General features: G+C 41.2%; 7 protein-coding genes and 2 rRNA genes (1 of these 9 cut by a window edge). 6 read left to right on the forward strand and 3 right to left on the reverse strand.

The features are described from left to right. The 3 genes from ALFOR1_RS17335 to ALFOR1_RS17345 form a co-directional block, all read left to right on the forward strand. Window positions 1–2,098: ribosomal RNA gene (locus ALFOR1_RS17335) — 23S ribosomal RNA — on the forward strand; it begins 792 nt to the left of the window's first position. 202 nt (window positions 2,099–2,300) lie between these two features. Next, window positions 2,301–2,415, forward strand: a 5S ribosomal RNA gene (gene rrf, locus ALFOR1_RS17340). Window positions 2,416–3,351: 936 nt separating this feature from the next. Then, window positions 3,352–3,987: a methyltransferase family protein gene (locus ALFOR1_RS17345; protein ID WP_104643831.1), complete on the forward strand. Its 636-nt coding sequence runs from the start codon at window positions 3,352–3,354 to the stop codon at window positions 3,985–3,987. A 383-nt stretch (window positions 3,988–4,370) separates the two neighbouring features. Here ALFOR1_RS17345 and ALFOR1_RS17350 read toward each other — a convergent pair whose 3' ends face one another. Genes ALFOR1_RS17350 through ALFOR1_RS17360 form a run of 3 tightly spaced genes read right to left on the reverse strand, consistent with a single transcriptional unit; the run spans window position 4,371 to window position 8,988 of the window. After that, window positions 4,371–6,386: an EAL domain-containing protein gene (locus ALFOR1_RS17350; RefSeq protein ID WP_104643832.1), complete on the reverse strand. Its 2,016-nt coding sequence runs from the start codon at window positions 6,384–6,386 to the stop codon at window positions 4,371–4,373. Between the two features lie 4 nt (window positions 6,387–6,390). Further along, window positions 6,391–6,918: a YfiR family protein gene (locus tag ALFOR1_RS17355; protein ID WP_104643833.1), complete on the reverse strand. Its 528-nt coding sequence runs from the start codon at window positions 6,916–6,918 to the stop codon at window positions 6,391–6,393. A 9-nt stretch (window positions 6,919–6,927) separates the two neighbouring features. Further along, entirely contained in the window at window positions 6,928–8,988 is a 2,061-nt protein-coding gene (locus tag ALFOR1_RS17360; protein ID WP_104643834.1) for a TonB-dependent receptor plug domain-containing protein, read from the reverse strand. A gap of 721 nt (window positions 8,989–9,709) precedes the next feature. On the opposite strand from ALFOR1_RS17360, the gene ALFOR1_RS17365 reads away from it, so the two are divergent. The 3 genes from ALFOR1_RS17365 to ALFOR1_RS17375 all read left to right on the forward strand — a co-directional run bounded on the left by ALFOR1_RS17365 (window position 9,710) and on the right by ALFOR1_RS17375 (window position 12,358). Next, the gene (locus tag ALFOR1_RS17365) at window positions 9,710–10,726 is read left to right on the forward strand and encodes a Kelch repeat-containing protein (RefSeq protein WP_104643835.1); all 1,017 of its coding nucleotides are present in this window, start codon (window positions 9,710–9,712) and stop codon (window positions 10,724–10,726) included. Next, window positions 10,723–11,439 (forward strand): SIR2 family NAD-dependent protein deacylase, encoded by a 717-nt coding sequence (locus ALFOR1_RS17370; protein ID WP_104643836.1) that lies wholly within the window; start codon window positions 10,723–10,725, stop codon window positions 11,437–11,439. The genes ALFOR1_RS17365 and ALFOR1_RS17370 overlap by 4 nt, the downstream gene beginning before the upstream one ends. Window positions 11,440–11,560: 121 nt before the next feature. Beyond that, on the forward strand, window positions 11,561–12,358 hold the full coding sequence (locus ALFOR1_RS17375; RefSeq protein WP_104643837.1) for a response regulator: 798 nt from the start codon (window positions 11,561–11,563) through the stop codon (window positions 12,356–12,358).

The following is a 12,358-nucleotide window of genomic DNA, read 5'->3' on the forward strand; positions in this document are numbered from 1 at the left end:
TGGTTCTCCCCGAAATCTATTTAGGTAGAGCCTCGGACGAATACTTACGGGGGTAGAGCACTGTTAAGGCTAGGGGGTCATCCCGACTTACCAACCCTTTGCAAACTCCGAATACCGTAAAGTAATATCCGGGAGACACACGGCGGGTGCTAACGTCCGTCGTGAAGAGGGAAACAACCCAGACCGCCAGCTAAGGTCCCAAAGTCATAGTTAAGTGGGAAACGATGTGGAAAGGCCCAGACAGCCAGGAGGTTGGCTTAGAAGCAGCCATCCTTTAAAGAAAGCGTAATAGCTCACTGGTCGAGTCGGTCTGCGCGGAAGATGTAACGGGGCTAAACTATGCACCGAAGCTGCGGATTCAACGTTTACGTTGAGTGGTAGGGGAGCGTTCTGTAAGCCGTTGAAGGTGTGCCGGGAGGCATGCTGGAGGTATCAGAAGTGCGAATGCTGACATGAGTAACGATAATGCGGGTGAAAAACCCGCACGCCGGAAGACCAAGGGTTCCTATCCCATGTTAATCAGGGTAGGGTAAGTCGACCCCTAAGGCGAGGCCGAAAGGCGTAGTCGATGGGAAACGGATTAATATTTCCGTACTTGGTATAATTGCGATGGGGGGACGGAGAAGGCTAAGCAAGCATGGCGATGGTTGTCCATGTGAAAGTGAGTAGGGCGTTTGTTTAGGTAAATCCGGACGAACATTAAACCTGAGACACGAGACGAGTCACCAAGGTGATGAAGTTGTTGATGCCATACTTCCAGGAAAAGCCTCTAAGCTTCAGATTATACCGAATCGTACCCCAAACCGACACAGGTGGTCAGGTAGAGAATACTAAGGCGCTTGAGAGAACTCGGGTGAAGGAACTAGGCAAAATCGTACCGTAACTTCGGGAGAAGGTACGCTCCTATCTGTGATGAGACTTGCTCTCTAAGCGGACGGGAGCCGCAGTGACCAGGTGGCTGGGACTGTTTATTAAAAACACAGCACTGTGCAAAATCGCAAGATGACGTATACGGTGTGACACCTGCCCGGTGCCGGAAGGTTAATTGATGGGGTTATCCTTAGGGAGAAGCTCTTGATCGAAGCCCCGGTAAACGGCGGCCGTAACTATAACGGTCCTAAGGTAGCGAAATTCCTTGTCGGGTAAGTTCCGACCTGCACGAATGGTGTAACCATGGCCACGCTGTCTCCACCCGAGACTCAGTGAAATTGAAATCGCAGTGAAGATGCTGTGTACCCGCGGCTAGACGGAAAGACCCCGTGAACCTTTACTACAGCTTGGCACTGAACATTGAACCTACATGTGTAGGATAGGTGGGAGACTTTGAAGCAGAGACGCTAGTTTTTGTGGAGTCGTCCTTGAAATACCACCCTTGTAGTTTTGATGTTCTAACGTTGGCCCCTGAATCGGGGTTACGGACAGTGCCTGGTGGGTAGTTTGACTGGGGCGGTCTCCTCCCAAAGAGTAACGGAGGAGCACGAAGGTTGGCTAAGTACGGTCGGACATCGTACGGTTAGTGTAATGGTAGAAGCCAGCTTAACTGCGAGACAGACACGTCGAGCAGGTACGAAAGTAGGTCATAGTGATCCGGTGGTTCTGAATGGAAGGGCCATCGCTCAACGGATAAAAGGTACTCCGGGGATAACAGGCTGATACCGCCCAAGAGTTCATATCGACGGCGGTGTTTGGCACCTCGATGTCGGCTCATCACATCCTGGGGCTGAAGTCGGTCCCAAGGGTATGGCTGTTCGCCATTTAAAGTGGTACGCGAGCTGGGTTTAGAACGTCGTGAGACAGTTCGGTCCCTATCTGCCGTGGGCGTTTGAGAATTGAGAGGGGTTGCTCCTAGTACGAGAGGACCGGAGTGAACGAACCGCTGGTGTTCGGGTTGTCATGCCAATGGCATTGCCCGGTAGCTACGTTCGGAACTGATAAGCGCTGAAAGCATCTAAGCGCGAAGCAGGCCTCGAGATGATTTCTCACTAGACTTTTAAAGTCTCTGAAGGGCCGTTGAAGACTACAACGTTGATAGGCAAGATGTGGAAGTGGTGTGAGCCATTAAGCTAACTTGTACTAATTACCCGTGAGGCTTAACCATACAACGCCAAACGCGTTTTGTGACAGTAAAGCGACAGAAGTTAATGACTAAAGTAGATATTACTTAGAAACTTAAAAAATATTATCAGATATTTTCCAAATTTATGAGGTGACTCTTAGCGCGTAGCGTTAAAGTAGAGGCACCTTGCGCAAAGGAAATAGTAGCACTACGTGCTTATCATTAATCCTTTGCACCAAATTTGCTTGGTGACAATAGCGTTTTGGACCCACCTGACTCCATGCCGAACTCAGTAGTGAAACGAAACAGCGCCGATGATAGTGTAGCATTTGCTATGTGAAAGTAGGACATTACCAGGCTTCAAATAAGAGAAACCCGTTACAGCAATGTAACGGGTTTTTTGCTATCTGAGGTTTAGTAAATAGCCAAGAGGCCATACCGAGCTCAGTAGTCAAACAAAACAGCTCGAAGGCGAACCCCACGGGAGGCCGCCCCGACACAATGATAGTGTAGCATTTCACTGTGACTCTCGAGCGCTGTGGACACCACGACATTCTACTGTGTAGCGCACCGACTTCAAATTGTAGAAAGCCCGACTAGCAATAGTCGGGCTTTTTTACGTCTGCAGAAAAGTAAAATGTGCGTAATTAACACACACTCATATCGCGACACAAAGATAGTGTCGCATTGGCTATGTGGCTCTCCACCGCTGTGAGCACTACGACATTACCAGGCTTCAAATTAAAGAAACCCGTTACAGCAATGTAACGGGTTTTTTTCTGTCTGAGGTTTAGTAAATAGCCAAGAGTCCATGCCGAACTCAGTAGTGCCGCTCTCGTACGTCCTGTACTCCACGGCATTTGTATTCCTATACATCAAACAAAACAGCTGAAGGCGAACCCCACGGAAGGCCGCCCCGACACAATGATAGTGTAGCATTTCACTGTGACTCTCGAGCGCTGTGGGGACTACGACATTCTACTGCGTAGTGCACCGACTTTAAATTATAGAGAGCTCGACTAGAAATAGTCGGGCTTTTTACGTCTGCAGACAAGTGAAAAACAGTTAGCTACATGTTCCACATTATATAAAGTGGGTTACTAACACACATTAACTTCATCAGTAATAGCGGTTACATTGATGTAGTTAGGGCTTAAAGTAATAAAGTTTGTAAGAGTAGGCGGTGTATTTAATAAATTTATCACAAACTAATTACTTCTCTTGTTTGTATGGCGTATGAATACTAATATGTGCTTATAACTTTAGTATTAATTATGAATGAGAGTCCAACCTCAATGAATCAACCGCTTTTTTTAGATGACTCTGCATCACTTATCGAATTTACACGAATATACCTAGCACTTTTTTATACTTTCGTTGCTGGCTTTTATACCTTCAGAATTATTTATAAGAATCGTTCAACTCCAAAAGGAGTCATTTTTCCTGGCGAGCAATTTTGCGCTAGTTGGTGGAACCATATGGTGTTTAAGTTTTTTAGAGCGGCTATATGGTTTGTTTGTGTGCTACGCGTGTTTATTCCTGAGGTTGATAGCTATCTAGGTTTGCTAAATGTGTTGAATGGTTGGCCAGGTGTTATGTTTGGAAATATTTTACTAACGGCTGGTTTTGTACTGACAATGTTTGTTCATTTTCATATGGCTTCGCTTTGGCGATCAGGAGTAGATCCTCGCGGCCCGAGAGAACTCAAAACAAATGGCCTGTATGAATTTTCAAGAAACCCAATGTACTTAGGTGTTGTAGCTGCACAAATCGGTTTCTTTTTAGCTTTACCAAGTGTGTTTAGCCTAATTTGCTTAGTTGTTGGTATGATTGCGGTATACAGACAAACTTTAGTTGAAGAAGCTCATCTTGAGCAGCACTTCCCTGGGGAATATAAAGAGTATAAACAACTAGTGCCGCGTTGGTTGTGAGTTATTGTTTAACTAGGGCATGTTGATCTTTGATGGTTGAATTTGCAGCAGTGTGTTTGGTTTTTAGGCAAGGCGGAGCCTATGAAGTGTGGTTACTCCCCATAAATAGGCGATAACGAAGCATAAATGCCAAACATGCGCTGCCCTTCGGGTTCTGCCTAGGGGCGATAAACTCTTTGTTGCCTACATGGATGTAGGTAAGGGGCGTGAGCAGGACGCGGAAGCTTTACTCGGTTTTTACTTAGCCCACTAGGTTACAAACCTCGCGCCGCGATTTAATCGCCCCTAGATTGAACAAATTTCAATCCGCAAAGATCAACACGCTCTAGCTATACGTTACAAAGTAAATAACCTGAGCCTAGCAATTCGAGTTCAGGTTACCTCTAACCAATATTTTTCGTGATATATTTTTTTATAAACTCTTTTTTTGTAATTGCTTTTGAAAAAATATAGCCTTGAATATAATCGCAGCTAAGGTGTTTCAATAGTTCATATTGCCTACTTGTTTCCACCCCTTCAGCCACTACCATAACATCTAGGTTATGTGCCATTGTAATTATGGCTTTCACTAGCGCAATACTGTTGTCGTTAGATTCAATATCTTGAATAAATGAACGGTCTATTTTTAAAATATCTATATCTAGTCGTTGTAAGTAAGCGAGAGATGAGTAGCCAACACCAAAATCATCAATCGCTATATCTATGTTAATAGCACTTAAACGTTTTAGTTGGCGTTGTATTGAAGAGTCGGGGTCCATTAAGGTGTTTTCTGTTACTTCAATAAGTATGGTGTTGTTAGGTAGTTGAGATTCTTTACTTGCGGTTATCCAGTCATCTACCCACTGCCCGGCACGGTCTATTTCTAAAGGCGATGTGTTTACACTTACTTGTACTGCGTCTTTACTCAGCTTGTTAAAATCGACAGTATCTTTAATCGCCTGAGATTTAACCCAATGACCAATATCTCCTATTAAGCCGTTTTTCTCTGCTACAGGTATAAATTCATTCGGGCCAATTAAACCTCGCTTTGGGTGGTTCCATCTAATCAGTGCTTCAGCTTTAGGTACTGATAAACCATCAATTGAGAATATTGGTTGATAGAATAGCTCAAATTGTTTTTTATCCAGTGCTACTCTAATTTCCTCTATAAGTAGGCGCCTTTGCGTTGCTCTTTCTTCTATTTCATAAGAGAAGAACTCATAGCGGTTACGGCCTTTATTTTTGGATAAATACATTGCTTGATCGGCTCGTTTTACAAGCTCTTCAACAGTTTGGCCATCAACAGGGTAAAATGTTAAGCCTATACTGGCTGTGACATAAACCGTTTCATTTTTTATCTTTATACTTTCCATTAGGCTACTTTTGACTGTTTCAGCAATTTTTGATGCTTGATTAGCGTTGCTAACGCCTTCTAAAATCAAAGTGAATTCATCTCCGCCTAATCGAGCAACAGTGTCTTTGCTGGTTATGCAGTTTTGTAACCGGATTGCTACCTGGTGCAATAGTAAGTCACCGTAGTCATGCCCAAGGCTGTCGTTAACTTCTTTAAAACCATCTAAATCTATAAAGATAAGTGCAAAAGTCATATCTTTTACGCTTATTAAGCTTTGTATTTTTTCGTAAAAATAACGTCTATTAGGCAGGTCTGTTAAGCCATCTTGATAAGCATATTGATGTAATTGAATATTAGCGCTTTCAAGTTCATTAGTTCTAAGTTTAACTTGGTTTTCTAATGAGTTTTCTCGTTGTTCAATATTGGATAGCATATCGTTAAAACAGGCCGTAAGCTGGCCTACTTCATCTTTTGATAGTTGTTTAGCACGCAAGCTATAGTCGTGTGATGTAGTAATTTTATCTGCTGTTTGTGCTAGGTAAAGTATAGGGTTTAAAAAGCGACGTCTTAATAATAAAGATAAAACTAAGCTTACAGCGAAGGTAAATGTCATCAAAACAATTAAAAATTTGCTATAAAAAGAAATTTTGTTTTGAATATAGCTATCGTTAGCTCTTATTTTTAATAAACCATAGTTATTGGTTTCAAACGTAAGGGGAGTGTTTACTTCGATACTATGATCGAGCTCTTGCTTGGTTGAGAGTGCGACAGCAAGTTGAACATCACTTTGGTTATACACCGTTATACTTACTACGTCAGAGCGCATTAGAATAGGATTTATTAGCTCTTGAACTGCGTCTAGGTCATCAAACATAAGAGCCGTAGTTATATTTGGTGCTAGCATTTTCGAAAGGGAGTCTAAGCTTTCTATTTGTTCTTCTTTTGCGCTATTTATCTCATAAGCACTAAATACAATAGTCACTGTAGCGGTAGAGGCAAGTGCAACGCTCATTAAAATAACTAATAATTTTTTACTGATAGTGTTTAGTGCGAATAAAGTTTTCATTACATTACCTTTGCACAACGCGAGCAAGGCGTAATACTTTTGAGCTCATTGTAATACCTGCATCTTTTAATTGTTTGGGTGCAATTTCAAAACGAACTTTTCCCGCAGAAAGAAAGAACCTAATGTGCCCGCCACCTTCTATAAATGAGTCGCTTTCGCCAATTACCATTATATTTTTTACAGTGGCGATGTTAGCCGTTTGCCACTTTGCAAATGTATTAGAAGTTATAAACACAATATTGCAGCCACGTATGGAGGTGTCATCAAGCGTAATAAGTTTATTATGCAGTGGTAAGTTTTTTATAGTTCTGTTTTTTAAAGCACTATTAGCTACATCGATAAAATATTTGTCGGGGCTGCACACTGTAAACTGCTTTAAGTTATCTAACGGCTGATCCCAGCTTCCAAATCGAGCAAAATTGTATAAGAAGCCTGCCTTTAGCATATATTCTTTTTCCACAGCATTAGCGCCCACACTAAAAAGAATGAGCGTTATCAATATACTATGGATTAAGCTTCTTAATTTACACATCTTATTTGCTTAAAAGGTTGCCGAAACAGTAAAAGTTATACATTCATCAATGTAGTTTGGTAGCGTGTATGTTTCGCGCGTATTGTTATATTCAATATGTGAACCTGCAAATAGGTTTTTACCCGAAAGTGCTGTTGCCCACACAGGGCTGAGTTGCCAATTCCAAGTAATATCTAGCGTTGTGTAACTGTCTGTATTGTATGCATTAGAGTTCTCTGCGCGCAGGGTTGCAAATACATTATGATCAGTTAAAAAAGTATAATTAGCTTTAGCAAATAGCTGCCTGTTTTTTGAGTCATACCCTATGGCAGGCTCAACTCTAGGAGGTAAGTCGTAGGTGTATTTTGTATAGCTATAACCTAACTCAGTATTTAGGTTATCAAGTGGTTGCCACGAGAGCAGCACATCAAACCCTTTTGTTGTTGTATCTGCAACTGATGCAAAGTCTAAGTCTATGCGAGTTGTTGTTAAAGCTTGAAAAACTTCTGGAATTCTTCCTGCAAGAAACAAATCAAGTATTGGCCCAAATTGCTCATCATGTGCATTCATATCAATTACAGCAACATTTTTTGCATCAGTATAATAAGTCGATAGATCCACTGACCAGTCATTATCGCTAAATCGATAACCTAATTCGTAAGACAGGTACTTTTCTGATTTTACTTTGTCATTGCCATTTAGGTAGGTCGCAATTCGGTAATTATCTAAGGCTTGAATACCTGAGCTTAATACAGCCAGGTCCTGTACTCTTGTGCCATTAACTCTAAAGTTGTCGTTAAATTCAATTAGTGTAGGGGTTCTAACACTTTGAGACACAGCCCCCCACGTTAAATGGTTTTGAGTTGGTTTATATATAAACCTTGCTGAAGGTTGGTTTTCCCAACCGGTTAAATCGTTATGATCGGCTTTAGTACCAATAATAAAGTCTAACTTATCTGGGGTTACATTGTATTGGGCTTGAACAAGCACACCAAATTGCGTGAGATCATCAAAGTCTTTATCACTATCTAAAAATAAACTCTCTGCAAATGAAATAGAGTTATACCGGTAGTTTAACCCCCAATCGAGTTGTAAAGATTGATATATAAAATTCATCTGATAATCAATATCTATCGATTCAAAGTCTTCTTTTATATAGTCTTGCGAGCCATTTTGCTTTAACCAAGATAGCTGTATCATTTGATTTGCATCTGGCGACATTCTATTTTCGAGTCGAGCCATAATACGTGAGTCAGTGCGTTTTAAATCATCTGAAAACGCAATGTTCTCGTTAGATTCGTCTATTACACCACGGTAGTTTTGGCCAAGTGTAGAGTGAGTTACATCACCTTGAATTAAGCCTGACCATTCATCACTGGGGGTAAAATCGGCTCTAAAGCCTAATGAATGCTGTTTTGTTGTATCGTTAGGAGGAAGTGAAATACCTTTTTTTGACTCATTAGCATTTTTTAAATGGCCATAAACACGGTAGCTACCTTGGTTACTTATATCCCCACCGTAGCGTAAATTTACATCGGCATTAATTTGGTTACCCGTTGTTGCATTTGCAAAACCACCTCGAGTATCAAGGCTGTTTTTGGTAATTATATTAATAACACCATTATTTGCATCACTCCCCCAAAGTAACCCACCTTGGCCTCGTATTACTTCAATGCGTTCAATATCGTATAAAGGCACATTTAGGGTTTCCCAATATACGGCTGCAAATTTTGGTGTATACAAGCTTTGCCCGTCAATCATCACCAATAGCTTACTGGAAAAGCGAGAAGCAATCCCCCTTGATGAGATTGCCCATTGGTTATTATCAAGTTGACGTACAATCAGCCCTGGCACCATTTTTAGCGCTTCAGGGACTGATGTTGCCCCTGAATTAGTAATTTGATCTTTGCTTAATACATAGATAGATGATGCGGTATCAAAAGCTGATTGTGCTCTTTTCATGGCTGATGTTGCTTGTACATCCATTCCCATAAGGGTATCGAGGTCTAGGTCGTCATCTTCAAATGGGTCTGCCGCAACAATAGGGCAAATTAAAAGCAATGGCCAAAAAAAACGTCGTGATAATTTCACCAATATCTCCTGCACAATCAAAATAATCACTGTTTTATAAAACATGTGGTATTACACAATGTTAACATGTATTGGCGCAACACAATTAAAAAATGCGATTAAATACTAGGGCGTGTTGATCTTTGATGGTTGAATTTGCAGCAGTGTGTTTGGTTTTTAGGCAAGGCAGAGCCTGTGTAGTGTGGTTGTTCCCCATAAATAGGCGATAACGCAGCATAAATGCCAAACATGCGCTGCCCTTCGGGTTCTGCCTAGGGGCGATAAACTCTTTGTTGCCTACATGGATGTAGGTAAGGGGCGTGAGCAGGACGCGGAAGCTTTACTCGGTTTTTACTTAGCCCACTAGGTTACAAACCTCGCGCCGCGATTTAATCGCCCCTAGATTGAACAAACTTCAATCCGCAAAGGTCAACACGCCCTAATAAAGAGCTTTTATATGTTTTCGTCGCTAATACATCAGCTTATAACGTAAATAATAAGTTAGTTTGAATCATTATTATTAGCGTGGCGGTAGTTAAATTTACGAGTAGGTTTATAAAATATAATAAATTTGCTACAAACTTAATTACAGAATAAAAATAGCCATAAATTGTCATTTGGTATTATGTTTAATTACACATTTAACTGAGGCGAGCTTAGTCAAATAACTGCATTAATACTGGTTCATCAGCGTAAAATAAATTACCTTAAGTGCATTAGCCACCTTTAAATTAATTACCTTATGAGCCTTCTTTTTTCTGTAGTATTAGCAAGCCTTCCTGCCTTACCAGAGCCCGTTGCAAACAATGCCGTAGCTAAGGTTACAGTTCAAAACCAAAGCTACTTTTTAAGTTTTATGGGGCTTGGTAAAAACAAACAACATAGCGATGTACACAACAAGGTGTTTTCACTTAAATTAGGTGAGAGCGCATGGCAGCAACAAGCGAGCGTGCCTTCAAGCTTGCCTTTAAAGGGGCGCTTAGCGAGTACTGCAGTGGGCTTAGGTGAATACGCCTATATATTTGGTGGTTATACGGTAGATAGCGATCATACTGAAATTTCAAGCCCCGATGTGTACCGTTTCGATATAAAAAGCAATACATACAAACACCTTGCAAGTATGCCAGTACCGGTAGATGACAGCGTAGCGATTAGTTACAAAGAGCGCTACATTTACCTTATTAGCGGCTGGCATAACGATGGAAACGTAAATTTAGTACAGGTATACGATACCCAAACCAACATATGGCAACAGGCATCACCTTTTTTAGGCGAGCCCGTATTTGGCCAAGCAGCTGCTATTAGTGGTAACACCATTGTTATATGCGATGGCGTTAAAACCCAAGCAAATCCAGATTTACGCCGCTCTTTTGCAGGTGTTGCGCAGTGTTTAAAAGGCACAATAGATGATAACAATATGCTAAAAATAGATTGGCGCACGTTACCTCATCCTACAGGTGAGTCGCATTACCGCATGGCTGCTACTAGCTACAATGGCAACATTTACATGATGGCCGGTTCTAACAACCCCTATAACTACGATGGTATTGGCTACAATAAAAAGCCAGCACCGGCAAGTAAACACGTGTGGCGTTTTAATATTGAGCAAAATTCATGGCAAGTTTTATCGCCTTTAGCCGAAGGCAGCATGGATCACCGCGGGCTACTTGAGCACAACGGGGCTTTATATCGTATTGGCGGTATGAACAACCAACAGCAAGTAATAAACGATGTAACAGGTTATGAGGTAACACAGTGAATACGCTCTATATTACAGGCGCAGGAGTAAGTGCTGCTAGTGGTATACCTACTTTTAGGGGCGAAGATGGCTTTTGGACGATAGGTAGTAAAAACTATACACCTATGGAAATGGCCACGCGTGCTATGTATCAAAACAATCCGCGCGAGTTTTTAGCCTGGTATTACAATCGTTTTGCAACGTATCGTAACCATGGCCCTAACGACGTACACCATTGGCTTAGCGATAAAAACTTAATTACCCAAAATATAGATGGGCTTGATGGCAAAGCGGGTAATAAAAATTACATCGCTATACATGGCAGGCTCGATCAAATGACGTTATTTCATAAGCAAGGGGAAGCAGTCAAACCGCTTATGACCCCGTGGGATAGCGTAGACGAAAGCCGCCTGCATGACTCTCTTTTTGAGCTATTTAATATTCAAAATCAAATGCCAGAGCTAAATCATTCATTTAAGCCCTTTGTTTTATTATTTGATGAATACTACACCGAGCTTTACAGAATATCCGAAGCACAGCAGCGTATGCTCAATGCCGATAAAATTGTATTTATGGGCACTTCATTTAGTGTCAATATCACTCAAATGGCAATTGAAATAGCCCGAAATTACGACATTCCTGTTGAAGTGATTGACCCAGAGCCTGCACATATTTTGCACGCTAACGTCACGTATAAAAAAATGAATGCACTAGATTACATTCAATCTAATTAATAAGTGCTATATTTCAAAGAGATTGATAATGTTTTCTTAAATATTACAATCTCTTTATATAATATTAACGAGTCAAAAATGTTACTATTATCCTGATTATAACAATACTAAAGAGATCTGAATGAGCGACTTAACTGCAATAGCAAACTTGTCAATTTTACTTGTAGAGCCTTCAGAGGTTCAGCAAAAAATAATAATAAAATCGCTTTTAGAAAGTGGTGTAAAACAAGTTGAAACTGCATCTACACAAATGCAAGCGCTTAGCTTATTAGCAAGTTATCATCCTGACTTAGTAATAAGCTCTATGTATTTATCTGACGGCACTGCCGATTCATTATTGCAAGAAATAAGATCAAACCCTAACACTGAGCATCAACCTTTTATGCTTATATCGAGTGAGCGTAATAAAAAATACCTTGAGCAATTACGCCAATCGGGTGTGCTGGCTATTTTACCTAAGCCTTTTAGCGCAAAAGCTATTACCCGCGCACTAAAAGCAACGCTCGATATTATAAGCGAAGAAGAAGTAGAGCTTGATCATTTTGATGTAACGCTACTGCGTGTGTTAGTGGTTGACGACAGCCGCTTTGCGCGTAAACACATAATACGCGTACTTGCTGGTATGGGGATTCCTGCGCCTGTAGAGGCCGAAAACGGTAAAGAAGCGATAGAGCAACTTAACGAGCAGTCGTTCGACTTAATCGTTACCGATTACAACATGCCAGAAATGGATGGCCGCGAGTTAACCGAAACAGTACGTGGCTCAAATGCTTACTCGCATATTCCTATTTTAATGGTGAGCTCAGAGGCAAACGACACCCACCTAGCTAATATTGCGCAAGCGGGAGTTGATGCCATTTGTGATAAACCGTTTGAACCCGCAACAGTGCGAGAGCTTCTATATAAAATAATGGCTTAG

It is taken from the genome of Pseudoalteromonas carrageenovora IAM 12662 (assembly GCF_900239935.1).
Taxonomy (GTDB): domain Bacteria; phylum Pseudomonadota; class Gammaproteobacteria; order Enterobacterales; family Alteromonadaceae; genus Pseudoalteromonas; species Pseudoalteromonas carrageenovora.